The following is a 19,350-nucleotide window of genomic DNA, read 5'->3' on the forward strand; positions in this document are numbered from 1 at the left end:
CTTAATCGCGCAAATCCGACTCGTGAATCGGGTTGGCGCGATGGGTGGCGCGCTGGTACTGGGCAGGCCAGGTCGCCTTGTTGCCGCCCAGGTCATCGTCGGCATGCAGCGGCCAGTAAGGGTCGCGCAGCAGCTCACGGGCCAGGAAGATCAGGTCGGCCTGACCGGTGCGCAGGATGTGCTCGGCCTGGGCCGGTTCGGTGATCATGCCGACGGTGCCGGTGGCGATTTCCGACTCCTTGCGCACCCGTTCGGCGAAGCGCGTCTGATAACCGGGCCCGGTGGGAATCTCGGCGTTGACCGAGGTGCCGCCAGAGGACACATCGATCAGGTCCACTCCCAGCGCCCGCAGCCGGCGCGCCAGCTCCACCGTCTCGTCAGGGTTCCAGCCATCCTCGACCCAATCGGTGGCCGACACTCGTACGAACAGCGGCAGTTCCTTGGGCCAGACCTCGCGCACCGCTTCGGTCACCTGCAAGGTCAGGCGGATGCGGTTGTCGAAGGAACTGCCATAGTCGTCACAGCGCTGATTGCTCAATGGCGAGAGGAATTGATGCAGCAGGTAGCCGTGGGCGGCGTGCAATTCCACCACTTTGAAGCCCGCGGCCAGGGCGCGCCGCGCGGCCTCCACGAACGCCTCGACGACCTCCTGGATGTCATCGTGGCTCAGTTCGCGCGGTGCGGTGTGCTGGGGGTCGAAGGCGATCTTCGACGGCCCCACCGGCTGCCATCCACCGTCCTGCGGCGCGACGCTGCCGTGCTTGCCGAGCCAGGGCCGATGGGTACTGGCCTTGCGCCCGGCGTGGGCCAACTGGATACCTGGAACCGCGCCCTGGGCGGTGATGAAACGGGTGATGCGTTGCAGCGCAGCGATCTGTTCGTCGTTCCACAACCCAAGGTCTTCTGCGGTGATGCGTCCGTCGGCGGTCACAGCGACGGCCTCCGTGATCACCAGGCCAGCGCCGCCGACAGCGCGACTGCCCAGGTGGACCAGGTGCCAGTCGTTGGCCAGGCCATCGACGCTCGAGTACTGGCACATCGGCGAAACGGCGATGCGATTGGGCAACGTCAGCTGACGCAGGGTGTAGGGCTCAAGCAGCATGCTCATGGGAGGGCCTCCGAAGGTCTGCAATGACGGTCCGGCCCAGACGCTGTGGTGCGATCCTGGACCGTTACCGGCGTTCCTTGAGACTAGACCAGATTACCCTGGGGATCGGTTCCCGAAAATTCAGGCCATGGCACCTGCACGGTCATCGGTCGCGACCTGGCGCCGCCATCCCGAGCGAATGCGCCGAGCCCTCAGCGCGGCTCCATATGCGCAATCATCAACTGCACACTTTCGTTGCCGCGAAACTCGTTCACATCCAGTTTGTAGGCCAGCTCCACCCAGCGCACCGTCGGGTTGGGCCATACCTCGCGATCGACGCTGAAAGCGATGCCGTCAAGACGCAGCGAACCGCACTCGCTCTTGAGCACCACTTTCAGATGGCGCTCGCCGACCACCCGTTGCTCCACCAACTCGAACACGCCGTGGAACAACGGCTCGGGAAAATGCTGCCCCCAGGGGCCGGCATTACGCAGGGCGCGGGCAAGGTCGAGGTGGAACTCCTCGACCGCCAGGCTGCCGTCGGACAACAACCGACCGGTCAGATCGTCCTCATCCAATTGGCGTCGCACCTCCTGGTCGAACGCCTCGGCGAATACCGAGAAGTGCTCAGCCGGCAGCGACAAGCCTGCCGCCATGGCATGTCCGCCGAACTTGCTGATCAACTGGGGGTGCCGCGCCGCCACCGCATCCAGGGCATCGCGAATGTGAAACCCCGGCACCGAGCGCGCCGAGCCCTTGAGCATGCCTTCGCCGGCGTCGGCGAAGGCGATGGTCGGACGGTGATAGCGCTCCTTCAAGCGCGAGGCGAGGATGCCGATCACGCCCTGGTGCCATTCGGCGTCGAACAGGCATAGCCCATAGGGCATGGCGTCGAGCGGCAGGTCCTTGAGCTGGGCCAACGCTTCGCGCTGCATGCCTTGTTCGATGGACTTGCGGTCCTGGTTGAGCCCATCCAGTTGCGCAGCCATGTCCAACGCCGTGGCGGGGTCTTCGCAGAGCAGGCATTCGATGCCCAGGCTCATGTCGTCCAGACGCCCCGCTGCATTGAGCCGAGGCCCGAGAATGAAGCCCAGGTCGGTTGAGGTGATGCGCCGGTGATCGCGCCGCGCGACCTCAAGGATGGCCTTCAGGCCTGGCCGGGCACGGCCCGCACGGATGCGCTCGAGTCCCTGGTGAACCAGGATGCGGTTGTTGGCATCCAGCGGCACCACATCGGCGACGCTGCCCAGGGCCACCAGATCGAGCAACTCCCCGATGTTCGGTTGCGCCTGGGTCTCGTAGCGCCCCAGGCTGCGCAAGCGCGCGCGCAGCGCCATGAGCACGTAGAAGATCACCCCCACCCCGGCCAGCGATTTGCTGGGGAAGGTGCAACCGGGCTGGTTCGGGTTGACGATGGCATCGGCCTGCGGCAACTGCTCGCCCGGCAAGTGGTGGTCGGTGACCAGCACCTTGAGCCCGGCCGCCTTCGCCGCAGCGACGCCTTCGACGCTGGAGATCCCGTTGTCCACCGTCACCAGCAGGTGCGGCTCGCGCTGCAGCGCCACCTCGACGATTTCCGGCGTCAGGCCGTAACCGTACTCGAAGCGATTAGGCACCAGGTAATCGACCTGGGCTGCACCCAGCAGACGCAGGCCGAGCACGCCGACGGTGCTGGCTGTAGCGCCATCAGCGTCGAAGTCGCCGACGATGAGGATGCGCTGGCGCCGGTCCAGGGCCTCCACCAGCAGGTCCACGGCAGCGTCGATGCCCTTGAGCTGCTGATAGGGCAGCAAGCGCGCCAGGCTCTTGTCCAACTCCAGTTCACTCTGCACACCACGGGCGGCGTACAGACGGGTCAGCAGGGGCGGCAGTTGGCCGAGAAATGGCAGGGTTGCAGGCAGGGGGCGGGGCTCGATGCGCATGGGGCTCTTCAGTCAGGTCGAATCAGGTCAGCCGCGCTCGCCGAGCAGCCACTGCAGTTGGACTTCGTGCTGACCCCGGTCGTCGGTCACGAAGAGCGTGCCTTCGCTGATCATCACGTCCCACTTGATGGTGCGCGGCATGTCGGTGGCCAGCACATCCAGCACCTCTTGCGGCACCGCTGCGATGCTCAGGTTCTTCAGGCCCTTGACCGCCGGCACCACCTTGCCCTCCCACACCCGCAGGCTGCCGTAGGCCAGCAGGCTGGTGCGCTCGGTGCGACGCGAGCACCAGGTCAGGCGATCGGCATCGGGCTGGCCCACTTCGATCCAATGCAGGATCCGATCATCCAGGCTCTTCTCCCACACCGCAGCCTCATCGACGTCCGACAGACCGCGCCCGAAGGCCAACTGTTCGTTGTACCAGAGCGCGTAGGCCAGCAAGCGAACAGCCATGCGCTCCTCGGTCTCGGACGGATGACGGGCGATGGTCCGGCGTACGTTTTCGTACACGCCACGGTCGAGGTCGGTGAGATTGAGTTCGAACTTGTAGGTGGTGGACGGCTGGGCCATGGGGCAGAGGCTTCTTCGAAGAAAGTCGGAGAGTTTACCCGATCCGCGTGCGCAGAGGGGCTCGTGTCGTCCGCCATTGCGCACAGGCACGCAACCGCTGTCGCGAGCCATTACCTGCATCGAGCCAGCTGTGATAAAACCAAGCCCTCTTTTCAGCCGTCACGGATCCACCATGTCCAGTCCTGCCAAACCCCTCGCCGGCCTCAAGGTGATCGAGCTCGGTACCCTGATCGCCGGGCCCTTCGCCTCGCGCATCTGCGCCGAGTTCGGTGCCGAGGTGATCAAGGTCGAATCGCCCGACGGCGGCGATCCGCTGCGCAAGTGGCGCAAGCTCTACGAGGGCACGTCGTTGTGGTGGTTCGTGCAGGCGCGCAACAAACAGTCGCTCACCCTGAATCTCAAAGACCCGGAGGGTCGCGAGGTGCTCAAGCGGCTGCTGGCCGAGGCCGACATCCTGATCGAGAACTTCCGCCCCGGCGTGCTGGAAAAACTCGGCCTGGGCTGGGACGTGCTGCACGCCCTCAACCCGCGGCTGGTAATGGTCCGCCTTTCCGGCTTCGGCCAGAGCGGGCCGATGAAGGACCAGCCCGGCTTCGGTGCGGTCGGCGAGTCCATGGGCGGCCTGCGCTACATCACCGGCTTCGACGACCGACCACCGGTGCGTACGGGCATCTCCATCGGCGACTCGATCGCCGCCTTGTGGGGCGTGATCGGTGCGCTGATGGCCTTGCGTCATCGGGAAGTCAACGGTGGCCAGGGACAGGTGGTGGACGTGGCCTTGTACGAAGCGATCTTCGCCATGATGGAAAGCATGGTGCCGGAGTTCGACGTGTTCGGTTTCATCCGCGAACGCACCGGCAACATCATGCCGGGCATCACCCCGTCGTGTATCCACACCAGTGCCGACGGCCGCCATGTGCAGATCGGCGCCAATGGCGATGCGATCTTCAAGCGCTTCATGCAGGCCATCGGCCGTAACGACCTTGCCGACGATCCCACTCTTTCCAGCAATGACGGTCGCGACCTGCGCCGCGACGAGTTGTATGGCGTGATCGACCGTTGGGTCAACGGTTTGCCGCTGGATCAGGTGATGCAGGTGCTGAACGATGCCGGTGTGCCCGCCAGTCGCATCTATTCAGCCGAAGACATGTTCCACGACCCGCAGTTTCTCGCTCGGGAAATGTTCGTCCAGGCTCGGCTGCCAGACGGCAAGCCGTTCAAGATGCCAGGCATCGTTCCCAAGCTTTCGGACACGCCCGGCTCTACCGAATGGGTGGGGCCGGCCCTTGGCGAGCACACCGTCACGCTGCTGACCCGCCTGGGCTACAGCGAGGCCGACATTGCCCGACTGCGCGAACAGGGGGCCATCTGATTCAACTTCAAAGGGCCGCGCAGCGCCTGCTGCTGTGCATCCTGCCGCTACTGGCGCTGCAACCTGCGAAGGCGGGTGAGCGCCTGACCTGGTTGGTGCGTGACCTGCCGCCGTTTACCATATACGAAGGCACGGAAAAAGGTCAGGGTGTGATCGACAGCCTGCTACCCCAGTTGATCGAGCAGTTGCCGGAGTACCAACACAGCATCGTGCGCGTCAACCGCCCGCGTGGCATCCAGATGCTGCAGGACCCTACCCTCACCTGCGATCCGACGCTGCTGTGGACACCGGAGCGGGCCAGCTTCGCGAAATTTTCCCAGCCTTTGCTACCGATCGTGAGCAGTGGCGTGATCATACGCAGACAGGATCTGGCAGCGCTGAACCTGTCCGCAGGCCAGACCTCCGTGGACCTCACGCAATTGCTCGGCGCGCCGGGTCTGAAACTGGGCGTCGTCGCCGGCCGCAGTTACGGGCAGGAAACCGATGCGATCCTCAGTCAGTTGCCTGACTCGGCGTTGAGTCGGCACTACGGCAACGATGCCACCGCCAATCTATTGCAGATGCAGCAGTTGGGTCGGTTGCACGTGGTATTGGGTTACTGGCCTGAAGCACGCTATCTGCTTCAACAGCAAGGCAACGCGTTGGACGCGTATGCGTTTCTCTCGATCAAGGGCGCCAAACGCTATCAACTGATCCACGTCGGTTGCTCCGACACCCCGGCAGGTCGAGAGGCCATCGCCAAGATCGACCGACTCCTGCCCCATCTGCGCTCAGCGGAGCTGCTTGAGCGCTATGCCCGATGGCTGGATCCCGAACTGCGCGAACACTACCTGAAACAGGCGCAGCGGCTGTTGCAAGCAGAGCAGCCACCGGACGCCGCCCACAGCGCTGATCGCTAAAAAGAAACCCCGCAGGCTGTCGCACAGCCAACGGGGTCAAGCAAAGGCCTTGCGGGCCTCGCGCCCTGGGTCGATACCACCGGAGCAAAGCAGTATCACCACAGGGTCAAGAAATGTGACGGGGCGCTTACGCGAAGGTTCCCTGAGCTTGCACAGGCTGACGCAGCGCCGCGATCACGCACGGCTGCAAGCGGCCTTCGACGATCTGCAGGTCGCGGTGCAGACCGTCCACCAGATCCACCAGCAGCCGCTGATCCTGCAACTGCAACAGGCTGACCGAGCGCCGCAGCACGGATGTGCCGCGCATGTCGACGACGCTCAACTGGCGGTGGCCGCTGGCGTCCACGGCATCGAGCTGGACCTGATAGGGGGACAGGGCATCATTGAGCAGGGTGCAGATTCTTTCCATCCGGCGTACTCGCTTTGTCGGTAACCTAACGAAACTGACCGCCAAGCGAAGCGGAAAGTTCGCTTGACGGTCGCCGCGTCATCGAGCATGGAGGCTGGAGGTGACAGTTTCGATATCCCGCGTCTGCAGCCCACCGATCGCCGGACGCAAGCGCAACAGCGCAGCGTGCAAGGCCGGCATCGAGAGCGGCCAGGAAAGGTTGGCGACCACCCACAACCCTCTGCGCCAGGCTTCCACGGACAGGTTCGGAGCCCCCGCCGGTGGCGCGCCGATGAACAGCACCGCACGCACTTGCCCTTGACGCACGATGCTTTTCAATAGCGCCTGAACGGCCAGGGTGGGCATGCCATGATCGATGAGCACCGCATCCGGCGCTTGGGCCAGACTCGCCTTGGCGTTGTGCAGGTCGTTGACCACCCGCACCTTGAACACGCCCAGCGCGTTGCAGGCTTGGTGGAGGGTGATCTGGTGAGAGGGACGGGACTGGACGACGAGAAGATCGAGGCGCTGCATGAGCCGCTCCTGAGGGCTGCTGGCCCTGGTGGACAGGGCGCCCACTCTAGAAAGGCGATACAGAAACTCCTATAGGAAGAAACTGATAGTGCAGGATGAATCTTCGCAGAACCCCCTCCATTCGAACGAAAACGGGGCAAGCCGGATGACCGACTTGCCCCGCTTGGCCTCTCGACCAAAACGCCTTACAGCGGCTTGCCGCGATTACCGTGCTGGCTGACGAACGCCTGGACCGCTTTCAGATCGTTGGCCAGCACCGTGCAACGCTCCTCACGGCTGAACAGGTCGCTCAGGTGCACCGGCAACTCCAGCGCCTTGCCGACGCCCGCCTGCTCGACCGCCTCGGGGAACTTCACCGGGTGTGCAGTGCCCAGCACCACCATCGGCGTATCCAGGCTACGGCGGCACTCGCGAGCGGCCTTGACACCGATTGCAGTGTGCGGATCGAGCACCTCGCCGGTGGCCTTGAACACCTCGGCAATGGTGTCGCACGTCTGCTCGTCGCTCACCGCCAGTGAGTCGAACAGCTTGCGCGCCTCGGTCCAGCGGTCCTGCTCGACGCTGAAACCGCCGCCTTGCTTGAAGTTGGCCATCAACTCGGCAATCGCCGCGCCATTACGACCATGCAGGTCGAACAGCAGGCGCTCGAAGTTCGACGAGACCATGATGTCCATCGACGGCGACAGGGTCGGGTGCAGGGCGTCCTTGACGTACTGGTTGCCGCTCATGAAGCGGTGCAGGATGTCATTGCGGTTGGTCGCCACGACCAGCTGGCTGATCGGCAGGCCCATGTTGCGCGCCAGGTAACCGGCGAAGATGTCGCCGAAATTGCCGGTCGGCACCGAGAATGCCACGGAACGGGCCGGGCCACCCAGCTGCAGCGCCGCATGGAAGTAGTAGACGATCTGGGCCATGATCCGCGCCCAGTTGATCGAATTGACCGCCACCAGCCGGGTGCCTTTGAGGAAGGACTGGTCGGCGAAACTCGCCTTGACCATCTCCTGGCAGTCGTCGAAGTTGCCCTCGATGGCGATGTTGTGGATGTTGTCGCCCAGGATGGTGGTCATCTGACGGCGCTGGACTTCCGACACACGCTGGTGCGGGTGCAGGATGAAGATGTCGACGTTGTCGCAGCGGCGGCAGCCTTCGATGGCAGCCGAGCCGGTGTCGCCGCTGGTGGCGCCGACGATCACCACGCGCTCGCCACGCTTGAGCAAGACGTGGTCGAGCAGACGACCCAGCAGTTGCAGGGCGAAATCCTTGAACGCCAGGGTCGGGCCGTGGAACAGCTCCATCACCCACTCATTGCCATTGAGCTGGCGCAGCGGCGCCACCGCGGCGTGGGCGAAGACGCCGTAGGTTTCCTCGAGAATCTTCTTGAAATCGGCATCGGCGATGCTGCCCGCCACGAAGGGGCGCATCACGCGGAACGCCAGCTCGTGATACGGCAGGCCGGCCCAGGAAGCGATCTCTTCCTGGGTGAAGCGCGGCAGGTTTTCCGGTACGTACAGGCCGCCGTCGCTGGCGAGGCCCGCCAGCAGAACGTCTTCGAAATTCAACGCCGGAGCCTGGCCCCGAGTACTGATATAGCGCATGGGTGCAAACCTTTCATTTGAGCTGCAAGCTGTAAGCGTCAAGCCACGAGAAAAAGCCGATTGGCGTTGGTCTCGCGCCGTGCTTCTCACCTTTGCCGCGAATGGACTCTATTGAAAGCCTCAACACCGCGCCGCTTTTACTGGCAGCTCGCAGCGTGAGGCTTGCCGCTTAATTGAGCTGTTCGACGCGGATGCGTACCACGCTGCCGACCACGTCCTGCAGCGCTTCCAGGGCGACGATGGCGTCGTCGATGCGCTGTTCGATGACCCGGTGAGTGAGCAGGATCATCGGCACCAGGCCATCCTGCTCCTCGGCTTCCTTCTGCATGATCGACTCTATGTTGATGCCACGCTCGGAAAGGATGCTCGCCACCTGGGCCAACACGCCCGGGTGATCCTTGGCCTGGATGCGCAGGTAGTAGGCGCTTTCGCAGGCCTCGATCGGCAGGATCGGATGCGCCGACAGCGAGTCGGGCTGGAACGCCAGGTGCGGGACGCGGTTCTCCGGGTCGGCGGTCATGGCGCGCACCACATCGACCAGGTCGGCGACCACCGAAGAGGCGGTCGGCTCCATGCCGGCACCGGCGCCGTAGTACAAGGTCGAGCCGGCGGCATCGCCGTTGACCATCACCGCGTTCATCACGCCGTTGACGTTGGCGATCAGGCGGTCGCTGGGAATCAGGGTCGGGTGGACGCGCAGCTCGATGCCATCGGCGGTACGGCGCGCCACGCCCAGGTGCTTGATGCGATAGCCCAGGGCCTCGGCGTAGTTGACGTCGGCGGTGGTCAGACGGGTGATGCCTTCGGTATAGGCCTTGTCGAACTGCAGCGGAATGCCAAAGGCGATGGACGCCAGGATGGTCAGCTTGTGCGCAGCATCGATGCCCTCGACATCGAAGGTCGGATCGGCCTCGGCATAGCCCAGCGCCTGGGCCTCAGCCAGCACATCAGGGAAGGCACGGCCCTTCTCGCGCATTTCGGTGAGGATGAAGTTGCCGGTGCCGTTGATGATGCCGGCCAGCCAATTGATACGGTTGGCCGACAGCCCCTCGCGAATGGCCTTGATCACCGGAATGCCACCAGCGACTGCGGCTTCGAAGGCGACGATCACGCCCTTTTCGCGGGCTTTGGCGAAGATCTCGTTGCCGTGGACGGCAATCAGCGCCTTGTTGGCCGTAACCACGTGCTTGCCGTTTTCGATGGCCTTGAGCACCAGATCGCGGGCAATGGTATAGCCACCGATCAGCTCGATGACGATGTCGATCTCAGGGTTGGTCGCAACGTCGAACACATCAGCGGTAATGGGGGTACCGGTAATCTGGCAGTTCGGGTTCTGCGAGCGCATGGCGATCTGGGCCACTTCAATACCGCGCCCGGCACGGCGGGCGATCTCCTCGGCGTTGCGCTGAAGCACATTGAAGGTACCGCCACCGACGGTCCCCAACCCACAGATGCCTACTTTGACCGGTTTCACTGTGAACTCCCCATAGAACGACCGGCACTGTGCCGACCGTGAAACATGCCGTCACCCCATGACGACGGCGTACTGAATGAATTACTTGGCCGCTTGCGCCTGGCCGGCCAACGCCAGCTTGGCCACTTGCGGTGCCGGCTGGTAGCCCGGAATCACCTGACCGCTTTCGAGCACGATCGCTGGCGTACCGTTGACGCCGATCGACTGGCCGAGGTGGAACTGTTTGCTGACCGGGTTGGCGCACTTGGCCGCCTTGATTTCCTTGCCATCGACCATCTTGTCCATCGCCGCGACGCGATCGCTGGAGCACCACACGGCCTGCAACTGCTCGTCACCCGGCGAGCCCAGGCCTTGGCGCGGGAAGGCCACGTACCGCACCTCGATACCGCGCTTGTTCAGCTCCGGTACCTCAGCATGCAGCTTGTGGCAGTACGGGCACGTGGTGTCGGTGAACACGGTGATGTGCGAGCGGGTTTCGCCCTTGGCCGGATAAACGACCATTTCAGCCTTGGGAATGCCGTTGATCAGCTTGGCGATGCCTTGGCGCTCGGTCTTCTCGGTGAGATTGACCGGCTTGCCGTCCTGCAGTTGATACAGGTAACCCTGCATGACGTACTGGCCGTCACCACTGGCATAGAGCACCCGACCGCCTTGTAGCTTGACTTCGTACAGACCACCGACCGGGCTGTTGGAGACGCTCTCGATCGGCACTTCCAGTTCAAGGGTCTTGAGCGTGTTGCGAATGGCCTGCTCGGCGCCTGCGTTGGCACCGGCACTGGCCTCGGTGGCCGCGGCGGCGGCAAAGGTACTGGCCAACGCCAGAGCGGCGGCGGCAAAAATCTGGGTCACGCGCATGGGGTACTCCTGAAGACGGACGGGGACCGGAGGACATCGCCTGCGGGAAAAGCGCGGCGACTAGAGCGGTCCCTGATGCAAACCGCCCAAGACTACCACATCAGGCGGGGACGAAATCAGTGTCTGGAAAGCCGCCGAGCGGAACATGAGGATCATTCATCCACGCGGGTGGTGCTGGGCGTGCAACTGCTGCAAGCGCGCCTTGGCCACATGGGTGTAGATCTGCGTGGTGGACAGGTCGCTGTGGCCCAGCAGCATTTGCACCACGCGCAGGTCGGCGCCGTGGTTGAGCAAATGCGTGGCGAAGGCATGGCGCAAGGTGTGCGGCGACAGCGGCTTGTCGATCCCGGCCACGCGCGCATGGTGCTTGATACGGTGCCAGAAGGTCTGCCGGGTCATTTCCTCTCCACGCAGGCTGGGAAACAGCACGTCGCTGGGACGACCGTTGAGCAGATCGGCGCGGCCACCGCGCAGGTAGCGCTCGATCCACAGCACCGCTTCCTCACCCATCGGCACCAAGCGCTCCTTGCTGCCCTTGCCCATCACCCGCAAGACGCCTTGCCTGAGGTTGACCTGGTCCAAGGTCAGGCTGACCAACTCAGTCACCCGCAGGCCGCAGGCATACAACACCTCGAGCATGGCGCGGTCACGCTGGCCGATGGCCTCACCCAGATCCGGCGCCTTGAGCAGGGCCTCGACATCCGCTTCCGACAGCGACTTGGGCAACGGTCGGCCCAGTTGCGGCATGTCCACCTGCAAGGTGGGATCGAGGGCAATCAGCTTCTCGCGCAGCAGATAGCGATAGAAACCCCGTACTCCGGACAGAAAGCGGGCGGTGGAGCGTGGCTTGTAACCCTGGTCCAGACGCCAGGCAAGGTGATCGAGGATGGCGGCACGGCCCGCCTCGGGCAAGGCCAGGCCCTGCTCCTGCAGCCAACCGTTGAACAGGGCCAGATCACTGCGGTAGGAAACACGGGTATTGTCCGAAAGTCCTTTTTCCAGCCAGAGGGCATCGAGGAATTGGTCGATCAGCGGGTGGGCCAGAGCAGGCATTTAACGGGTCTGTGGCGAAAAAGTGCGCCTAGTCTTCCACACGGGACAACGCTTGTCTGCAATGGCCTGGCGACACATCTTTTCACGGACGCAGAACGCAAAAAAGCAGCCCGAAGGCTGCTCTTTCTCTCGCAAGGTGGCCGAGGCCACCGGTCAAACTGCACTCAGGACAGTTTTTCCTTGATGCGAGCGGCTTTGCCGGACAGGTCGCGCAGGTAGTACAGCTTGGCTTTACGCACGTCACCACGACGTTTCACGGCCAGGCTGTCGATCTGCGGGCTGTAGGTCTGGAAGGTACGCTCGACGCCAACGCCGCTGGAGATCTTGCGCACGGTGAAGGCGCTGTTCAGACCGCGGTTACGCTTGGCGATGACGACGCCTTCGAACGCCTGCAGACGGGAACGCTCACCTTCCTTCACTTTGACCTGGACGACAATGGTGTCGCCGGGTGCGAAGGCTGGGATTTCCTTGCTCATCTGCTCGGCTTCGAGCTGCTGGATGATCTTGTTGGTCATGCTGTGCTCCTAAGATGGATACGCGATCCACCATCGATACGTTTAACTATCGTCCCGCTCGCGGAGGTATTCCTCGAGCAGCTTCTTCTCTTCTCCAGAAAGCGAGCGACTTTCCAGAAGATCGGCGCGTCGTTCGAAGGTCCTACCAAGGGACTGCTTCATTCTCCAACGCCGGATGTGTGCATGGTTGCCACTGAGCAACACGTCGGGTACACGCTGATCCGCATACACCTCAGGTCGGGTGTAGTGCGGGCAATCGAGCAGACCGTCGGTGAAGGAGTCTTCCTCCGCCGAGTCCACATGCCCTAAAGCTCCGGGCAGCAGCCGTGTAACCGCATCGATCAACACCATGGCCGGCAGCTCGCCACCGGAAAGCACATAGTCGCCAATCGACCACTCCTCATCGACATGAGCCTCGATAAAGCGCTCGTCGATGCCTTCGTAACGGCCCGCGATCAGGATCAACGATTCCTGTTCGGCCAGACCTTTGACCGCCTGCTGAGTCAGCTTGCGGCCTTGTGGCGAGAGGTAGATCACCTTCGCCGCTGCTCCGGTCGCTTGCCTGGCACTGGCCAGGGCGTCTTCCAGAGGCTTGATTTTCATCACCATGCCCGGACCACCGCCAAAAGGCCGATCATCCACCGTATGGTGACGATCCGTGGTGTAGTCCCGCGGATTCCAGCAGGTCACCTGAAGCAACCCCTGTTTCACCGCGCGGCTGGTAATGCCGTACTCCGTGATGGCCGAGAACATCTCCGGGAACAACGTCACGACTTCTACGCGAAGGTTACCCATCGTCTAGAAATCCGCGTCCCATTCGACTCGCATCACGCCTGCTTCCAGGTCGATGGCCAGCACGCATTGCGCCGTATAGGGCAACAAACGCTCGCGATCGTCCAGGCTGCCAGCGCAAGGCTTGACCACCATGACATCGTTCGCACCGGTCTCCAACAGGTGATCGACCTTGCCGAACAGCTGTTCGTCCTGGTTGATGACCTTCAGACCCACCAACTGGTACCAGTAGTACTCGTCAGCGGCCAGGTTGGGCAAAAGGCTCCGCGGTATGCAGATTTCGTAACCGCTCAGAAGACGGGCTTCATCACGATCCTCGAGACCTTTCAACTTCACGACCAGGCCCTTCTGGGAGCCACGACCGTTGACCAGCTCGACCTGTTTTACCTTGCCTTCGTGCCTGAGCGTCCAGCGCGGATAATCCAACAGGTTTTCAATCGGATCGGTAAAGGAATACACCTTCACCTCGCCGCGAACGCCGTGAACCGAAAAAATCTTGCCGACGACGATGAGATCGTCAGGCTTTTCTGGCGTCGCGTTCATACTGCTCAGGCGGCGGCCTTGGCAGCGTCCTTCAGCAGCTGAGCAACACGCTCAGACGGCTGCGCGCCCTGGCTCAGCCAGTAGGTGACGCGTTCCTGGTTGACCGACAGCTTGACTTCGGCGCCCGATGCGATCGGGTTGAAGAAGCCTACGCGCTCAACGAAACGGCCGTCACGGGCGTTACGCGAGTTGGTCACGGTCAGGTGGTAGAAGGGGCGCTTTTTCGAGCCGCCACGGGCCAGACGAATGGTTACCATGTGAACATCGTTCCTATAGTCGGTACTGCAGTCGGTGCTGCAAATCTGAATGCCAAATAGGCACACGGGTGCCCAAAAGGCCGCATATTCTCGGGGAATACACGGACATTTGCAAATGGCTTTTTCGCAAAAGCCTTGCAATGCCGGCCAGACCTGCCGGTTAAGCCGCGCTGAGGCGGCCGGTTTTCCCGCCGAAGCGGGGTCGGATCGGCTGCCGCGCGAGGCGAGCAGCCGATCGGATTCCTTACAGTTTCGGCATACCGCCACCGGGCAGCATCCCGCCCAGGCCGCGCATCATCTTGGCCATGCCGCCTTTGGCGGAGAATTTCTTCATCATCTTCTGCATCTGCTTGTGCTGCTTGATCAGCCGGCCGATGTCCTGCACCTGGGTGCCGGAACCCATGGCGATGCGACGCTTGCGCGACCCGCTGATCAGGTCGGGATCGCGGCGCTCGGCCGGGGTCATGGAATTGATGATCGCTTCCATCTGCTTGAACTGCTTCTCGGCCGCGCCCTGGGCATTGCCCATCTGCGACAGATTGACCCCGCCGATGCTCGGCAGCTTGTCCATCAAGCCGCCCAGGCCGCCCATGTTCTTCATCTGCTGCAGCTGGTCGCGGAAGTCTTCGAGGTCGAAGCCCTTGCCCTTCTTCAGCTTCTTGGCGAGTTTGTCGGCCTTGGCCTTGTCGATGTTCTGCTCGGCCTGCTCGATCAGGCTGAGCACATCGCCCATACCGAGGATGCGCGAAGCGATGCGGTCGGGATGGAACGGCTCGAGCGCCTCGCTCTTCTCGCCCATGCCGATGAACTTGATCGGCTTGCCGGTAATGGCACGCACCGACAGCGCGGCACCGCCGCGGGCGTCACCGTCGACCTTGGTCAGCACCACGCCGGTCAGCGGCAGCGCTTCGCCGAACGCCTTGGCGGTGTTGGCGGCGTCCTGGCCGGTCATGGCGTCGACCACGAACAGGGTTTCCACCGGCTTGACCGCGGCATGCAGGGCCTTGATCTCGTCCATCATGTCGGCGTCGATGTGCAGACGACCGGCGGTGTCGAGAATGACCACGTCGATGAACTTGATCTTGGCTTCGCGAATCGCCGCCTCGGCGATATCCACCGGCCTCTGGCTGATATCGGACGGGAAGAAGGTCACGCCGATGTCGTTGGCCAGGGTTTCGAGCTGCTTGATCGCCGCGGGACGGTAGACGTCGGCGGACACCACCATCACGCTCTTCTTCTTGCGCTCCTTGAGAAAGCGCGCCAGCTTGCCGGCAGTGGTGGTCTTGCCCGCACCTTGCAGACCGGCCATCAGCACCACGGCCGGCGGGGCTGCATTGAGCGCCAGGTCTTCGTTGGCCGCGCCCATCAGGCTTTCGAGCTCGGCCTGGACGATCTTCACGAAAGCCTGGCCCGGGGTGAGGCTGCGCGACACTTCGGTGCCGACTGCACGTTCCTTGATGCTGTTGACGAAGTCCTTGACCACCGGCAGGGCGACATCGGCCTCGAGCAGGGCCATGCGCACTTCGCGCAGGGTGTCCTTGATGTTCTCTTCGGTCAGCTTGGCCTTGCCGGTGACATGGCGCAGCGTCTGTGACAGACGGTCGGTCAGGTTTTCGAACATGGTGATCCTTTCAGGCCCAGTGAAGCCGAGGTTGTTCAGGCGCCCCGGCAAAGATCGCACGCCGAGGGCACAGCAAGCCGGGCAGTATAACGGAGAGCAACGAAGGCGCGAAGCGGCAAGCGGCAAGCGGCAAGCGGCAAGCGGCAAGCGAGTTTGGCGCGATCCGCTCCTGCTTGCCGCTCCAAGCTTGAAGCCCGCGGCTTCTTGAAGCTTGCAGCTTGCGGCTTGACGGTGCGAAACTCCCCTCCTTTAAGGGCTCGCCTCCCAGGACCTATGCTCTCCTCACCCAGCCTCATCCCCAACCTGATCGCAGCCATTCTCTACATCGCCGCGACCGTCCATCAGGGCACGCGCCTGGCACAGGGCAACAAAGCGGACAAACGGCTGCTCGGCTTGCTGGGCGTGGTCGCCGTGCTTGCCCAAGGCAGCGCCTTGTTCTTCCAGTTGCTCACCCCGCTGGGGCTGAGCCTCGACTTCTTCAGTGCGGCCAGCCTGATCGCCACGGCGGTCATTGCACTCACCTTGCTGGCTTGCCTGAGCATTCCGGTGGAGAACCTGCTGGTCCTGCTGTTCCCGCTCGGCGCCATCACTGCGTTGCTGTCGCAGTTCGCGCCGGCCGGTACGGTGCCACTGGTCAACGAAGAGCCCGGCATCCTTGCGCACATCCTGTTGTCGATCCTCGCCTACGGCCTGTTCACCATCGCCGTGGTGCAGTCGCTGCTGTTGCTGTTGCAGGATCACCAGCTCAAGCACAAGCACCCCTCCGGACTGATCCGTAACTTCCCGCCGCTGCAGACCATGGAAAGCCTGCTGTTCGGCTTCCTCTGGGCCGGGTGGATCTTGCTGTCGCTGTCGCTGATTTCCGGCTGGCTGTTCCTGGACAACCTGTTCGCCCAGCACCTGGTGCACAAGACCTCGTTGTCGTGCCTGGCGTGGATCGTGTTCAGCGTGCTGCTCTGGGGACGCACCCGCCTGGGCTGGCGCGGACACAAGGCAATCCGCTGGACGCTGGCCGGTTTCTGCCTGCTGATGCTGGCCTATTTCGGCAGCAAGCTGGTTCGCGAATTCATCCTGCACATCTGACGAGCGGTCATGAACACTCTGCCGTATGCCCCTCTGCTCGGCACCCTGACACTGGCGCTGCTGTGGTCGGCGCTGTTCAGCGCCGTCGACGCCGCCCGCCAGCACCTGCTTGGCCAGCCCCGCCACAACGACATGCCAGCCCCTGCCCTGCCCGCCCAGGCCTTGGTGCTATGCGCCAGCCTGGGCCGATTGCTGGTCCTGGGCCTGGCCTGCCTGATCGGCCAGCGCCATAGCGGCGAACACGGGTTTTGGCTGGGCGGACTCGGCGCCACGCTGGCGCTGCTGGTGCTGGCCGAGTACCTGCCGCGCCGCCTGGCCCGGCGTAACCCCCAAGCCTTCGTCAGCCTCGGCGCCAGCCTGCTGAAACTGCCACTGACGCTGCTGCAGCCACTGGCCTGCCTGCTAGACGGGATGGCCAAGCTCATTTTGCGCCCGTTCCGTGTACAGCCTGCCGCCGTCGCCCTGCACCCACAGGACGAGGAGCGTTTCGACGAACACGAGCCCCACGAAGCACCCCGCCAGGGCCTGGCCGAGGGCTTGCAAGCGTTGGACAAGATCACTGTCAACGACATCCTGGTGCCACGCAACGAAGTCGATGGCATCAACCTCGACGACCCGCTCGAACAGATCGTCCGGCAATTGATTGTCAGCCGTCACACGCGGCTGCCGGTCTATCACAACGACATCAATCAGGTCGAAGCCATCCTCAACACCAAGCTCATCAGTCACTTGCTGGCCAGCGCCGAGCTGACCTTGGAGAGCCTGAAGAGCGCCTGCTACGACCCCTATTTCGTCCCCGAAAGCACGCCCCTGCATCTGCAATTGCTGAATTTCCACAAGCAGCAGCGGCGCATGGGTGTGGTGGTGGACGAATATGGCGAGGTGCTGGGCCTGGTGACGCTCGAAGACATCCTCGAAGAAATCGTCGGCGAGTTCGAGGAAGAGCAGGGCCTGGACAATCCGCACATTCACCCGCAGGTCGATGGCCGCTTCGTCATCGATGGCACCGCTTCGTTGCGCGAGCTCAACCGCAGTCTCGGCTGGCACCTGCCCTGCGACGGCGGCCCGAAAACCCTCAACGGCCTGGTCACCGAAGCCCTGGAAAGCATTCCCCCCAGCGCGGTCTGCCTGAAGATCGGTCGCTATCGCCTGGAGATCCTCGAAATCGAAGACAACTGTGCGAGCAAGGTGCTGGTCTGGGCCGTCACTCGCTAGCTATACTCGGCCCACGCTTACCCAGCCCTGCCGTCCCGCCCGCTATCCGCATCGGCGGCTCACGGCCAGTCCGCTGCTGACGAGCCTGCGGTCCTGCCATCTACCCCGAACAGCATCCGCACCCTGCCATCCCTGGGTCTTCGTCAGCCTGGCGAACCACAATAATACGCGGTGGCCTGCGCGTGCAGCCTCGCGAACGACTGCTCAGGGACTTTCGCATGACAACCAGCAGCACCTACGCCGAGCCTGCCTCGGCGACTCCGGTCAATTCACCTGCCCGCGTGGCGACCGCCAGCTTCATCGGCACCGCCATCGAGTTCTACGATTTCTACGTCTATGCGACTGCCGCGGCACTGGTCATCGGCCCGGTATTCTTCCCCTCAGGCTCAGGCACCGCGCAGATGCTGGCGGCCTTTCTCACCTTCGGCATCGCCTTTCTCGCCCGCCCGCTGGGCTCGGCCCTGTTCGGCCACTTCGGCGACCGTATCGGACGCAAGTCGACGCTGGTGGCCTCGCTGCTGCTGATGGGCGTATCGACCACCCTGATCGGCGTGCTGCCTGGCTACGACAGCATCGGCGTGTGGGCACCGATCATCCTCTGTGTACTGCGCTTCGGCCAGGGCCTGGGGCTGGGCGGGGAATGGGGCGGCGCGGCGCTGCTGGCCACCGAGAATGCGCCGGAAGGCAAGCGCGCCTGGTTCGGCATGTTTCCCCAGCTCGGGCCGTCGATCGGTTTCCTGGCCGCCAATGGCCTGTTCCTGACACTGGCCTTGCTGCTCAGCGACGAACAATTCCGTGAATGGGGCTGGCGCATTCCCTTCCTGCTCAGCGCGGCGCTGGTGCTGGTCGGTCTCTATGTGCGACTCAAGCTCGAGGAAAGCCCAGTGTTCGCCAAGGCCGTGGCGCGTCACGAGCGGGTGAAGATGCCGGTGGTCGACCTGTTCGCCCACCACTGGCGCCCCACCCTGCTCGGCGCGGCGGCGATGGTGGTGTGCTACGCACTGTTCTACATCTCCACGGTGTTCTCGCTCAGCTATGGCGTCTCGACGCTGGGCTACAGCCGCGAGACCTTCCTCGGCCTGCTGTGCTTCGCCGTGGTGTTCATGGCCCTGGCCACACCGCTGTCGGCCTGGCTCAGCGATCGCTACGGGCGCAAGCCGGTGCTGGTGATTGGCGGACTGCTGGCGATCGCGTCGGGTTTCACCATGGAGCCGCTGCTGACCTCTGGCTCCACGACCGGCGTGGCGCTGTTCCTGGCCCTCGAGCTGTTCCTGATGGGCGTGACCTTCGCACCGATGGGGGCCTTGCTGCCAGAGCTGTTCCCCACCCACGTGCGCTACACCGGCGCCTCGGCGGCCTACAACCTGGGCGGCATCGTCGGCGCCTCGGCCGCGCCATTCTTCGCCCAGAAGCTGGTGAGCCTGGGTGGATTGAGTTGGGTAGGCGGGTATGTGTCGGCAGCCGCGCTCATCAGCGTGATCGCGGTACTGTGCCTGAAGGAGACCCGGCAGACGCAGCTTTAAGCCTGGGCCTGCGGCCAGTTGCAAGCGGCAAGCGGCAAGCTACAAGCTACAA

19 protein-coding genes are annotated in these 19,350 nt (G+C 63.5%); 5 read left to right on the forward strand and 14 right to left on the reverse strand.

Going from position 1 to position 19,350, the window contains the following annotated elements; genetic code table 11:
- Position 1 precedes the first annotated feature (1 nt).
- The 3 genes from ACK2SD_RS19345 to ACK2SD_RS19355 form a co-directional block, all read right to left on the reverse strand.
- Complete coding sequence (locus tag ACK2SD_RS19345; RefSeq protein ID WP_317871270.1) at positions 2 to 1,108, reverse strand: NADH:flavin oxidoreductase/NADH oxidase; 1,107 nt, start codon at positions 1,106 to 1,108, stop codon at positions 2 to 4.
- Between the two features lie 191 nt (positions 1,109 to 1,299).
- The gene (recJ, locus tag ACK2SD_RS19350; protein ID WP_412460607.1) at positions 1,300 to 3,009 is read right to left on the reverse strand and encodes a single-stranded-DNA-specific exonuclease RecJ; all 1,710 of its coding nucleotides are present in this window, start codon (positions 3,007 to 3,009) and stop codon (positions 1,300 to 1,302) included.
- Between the two features lie 27 nt (positions 3,010 to 3,036).
- On the reverse strand, positions 3,037 to 3,579 hold the full coding sequence (locus ACK2SD_RS19355) for a YaeQ family protein (RefSeq protein ID WP_039575775.1): 543 nt from the start codon (positions 3,577 to 3,579) through the stop codon (positions 3,037 to 3,039).
- Positions 3,580 to 3,751: 172 nt separating this feature from the next.
- On the opposite strand from ACK2SD_RS19355, the gene ACK2SD_RS19360 reads away from it, so the two are divergent.
- Positions 3,752 to 4,951, forward strand: a complete 1,200-nt coding sequence (locus ACK2SD_RS19360; protein WP_412460608.1) for a CaiB/BaiF CoA transferase family protein — start codon at positions 3,752 to 3,754, stop codon at positions 4,949 to 4,951.
- A complete protein-coding gene (locus tag ACK2SD_RS19365; RefSeq protein ID WP_412462343.1) occupies positions 4,948 to 5,850 on the forward strand; it encodes a TIGR02285 family protein in 903 nt (300 codons plus the stop codon). The genes ACK2SD_RS19360 and ACK2SD_RS19365 overlap by 4 nt, the downstream gene beginning before the upstream one ends.
- 127 nt (positions 5,851 to 5,977) lie before the next feature.
- On the opposite strand, the gene ACK2SD_RS19370 is transcribed toward ACK2SD_RS19365, so the two are convergent.
- From ACK2SD_RS19370 to ffh, 11 genes are all read right to left on the reverse strand, one after another.
- The gene (locus ACK2SD_RS19370) at positions 5,978 to 6,259 is read right to left on the reverse strand and encodes a DUF3509 domain-containing protein (protein WP_412460609.1); all 282 of its coding nucleotides are present in this window, start codon (positions 6,257 to 6,259) and stop codon (positions 5,978 to 5,980) included.
- A gap of 78 nt (positions 6,260 to 6,337) precedes the next feature.
- The gene (locus ACK2SD_RS19375) at positions 6,338 to 6,772 is read right to left on the reverse strand and encodes a hypothetical protein (RefSeq protein ID WP_029613343.1); all 435 of its coding nucleotides are present in this window, start codon (positions 6,770 to 6,772) and stop codon (positions 6,338 to 6,340) included.
- Positions 6,773 to 6,957: 185 nt separating this feature from the next.
- Complete coding sequence (gene thrC / locus ACK2SD_RS19380; protein ID WP_039575767.1) at positions 6,958 to 8,367, reverse strand: threonine synthase; 1,410 nt, start codon at positions 8,365 to 8,367, stop codon at positions 6,958 to 6,960.
- A gap of 169 nt (positions 8,368 to 8,536) precedes the next feature.
- On the reverse strand, positions 8,537 to 9,841 hold the full coding sequence (locus tag ACK2SD_RS19385) for a homoserine dehydrogenase (RefSeq protein ID WP_039575764.1): 1,305 nt from the start codon (positions 9,839 to 9,841) through the stop codon (positions 8,537 to 8,539).
- Positions 9,842 to 9,922: 81 nt separating this feature from the next.
- Positions 9,923 to 10,696 carry a DsbC family protein gene (locus ACK2SD_RS19390; RefSeq protein WP_304483907.1) on the reverse strand — a complete coding sequence of 258 codons (774 nt, stop codon included), beginning with the start codon at positions 10,694 to 10,696 and terminating at the stop codon, positions 9,923 to 9,925.
- Between the two features lie 156 nt (positions 10,697 to 10,852).
- A complete protein-coding gene (gene xerD / locus ACK2SD_RS19395; protein ID WP_412460610.1) occupies positions 10,853 to 11,749 on the reverse strand; it encodes a site-specific tyrosine recombinase XerD in 897 nt (298 codons plus the stop codon).
- Positions 11,750 to 11,913: 164 nt separating this feature from the next.
- Positions 11,914 to 12,264: a 50S ribosomal protein L19 gene (rplS, locus tag ACK2SD_RS19400; RefSeq protein ID WP_029613346.1), complete on the reverse strand. Its 351-nt coding sequence runs from the start codon at positions 12,262 to 12,264 to the stop codon at positions 11,914 to 11,916.
- 42 nt (positions 12,265 to 12,306) lie between these two features.
- Positions 12,307 to 13,059, reverse strand: a complete 753-nt coding sequence (gene trmD, locus ACK2SD_RS19405) for a tRNA (guanosine(37)-N1)-methyltransferase TrmD (protein ID WP_029613347.1) — start codon at positions 13,057 to 13,059, stop codon at positions 12,307 to 12,309.
- Between the two features lie 3 nt (positions 13,060 to 13,062).
- Positions 13,063 to 13,599 carry a ribosome maturation factor RimM gene (rimM, locus tag ACK2SD_RS19410; RefSeq protein WP_029613348.1) on the reverse strand — a complete coding sequence of 179 codons (537 nt, stop codon included), beginning with the start codon at positions 13,597 to 13,599 and terminating at the stop codon, positions 13,063 to 13,065.
- A gap of 5 nt (positions 13,600 to 13,604) precedes the next feature.
- Entirely contained in the window at positions 13,605 to 13,856 is a 252-nt protein-coding gene (gene rpsP, locus ACK2SD_RS19415) for a 30S ribosomal protein S16 (RefSeq protein WP_008094480.1), read from the reverse strand.
- Positions 13,857 to 14,100: 244 nt separating this feature from the next.
- Positions 14,101 to 15,477 (reverse strand): signal recognition particle protein, encoded by a 1,377-nt coding sequence (gene ffh, locus ACK2SD_RS19420; protein WP_412460611.1) that lies wholly within the window; start codon positions 15,475 to 15,477, stop codon positions 14,101 to 14,103.
- Positions 15,478 to 15,750: 273 nt separating this feature from the next.
- Between ffh and ACK2SD_RS19425 the strand changes: the two genes are divergently transcribed.
- From ACK2SD_RS19425 to ACK2SD_RS19435, 3 genes are all read left to right on the forward strand, one after another.
- On the forward strand, positions 15,751 to 16,560 hold the full coding sequence (locus ACK2SD_RS19425) for an inner membrane protein YpjD (protein ID WP_029613350.1): 810 nt from the start codon (positions 15,751 to 15,753) through the stop codon (positions 16,558 to 16,560).
- A 9-nt stretch (positions 16,561 to 16,569) separates the two neighbouring features.
- Complete coding sequence (locus ACK2SD_RS19430) at positions 16,570 to 17,775, forward strand: transporter associated domain-containing protein (RefSeq protein WP_295484230.1); 1,206 nt, start codon at positions 16,570 to 16,572, stop codon at positions 17,773 to 17,775.
- A 218-nt stretch (positions 17,776 to 17,993) separates the two neighbouring features.
- Complete coding sequence (locus ACK2SD_RS19435) at positions 17,994 to 19,298, forward strand: MFS transporter (RefSeq protein WP_295484228.1); 1,305 nt, start codon at positions 17,994 to 17,996, stop codon at positions 19,296 to 19,298.
- The last annotated feature ends 52 nt before the right edge of the window (positions 19,299 to 19,350 follow it).

The organism is Pseudomonas sp. SC11 (genome assembly GCF_047039205.1).
Taxonomy (GTDB): domain Bacteria; phylum Pseudomonadota; class Gammaproteobacteria; order Pseudomonadales; family Pseudomonadaceae; genus Aquipseudomonas; species Aquipseudomonas boreofloridensis.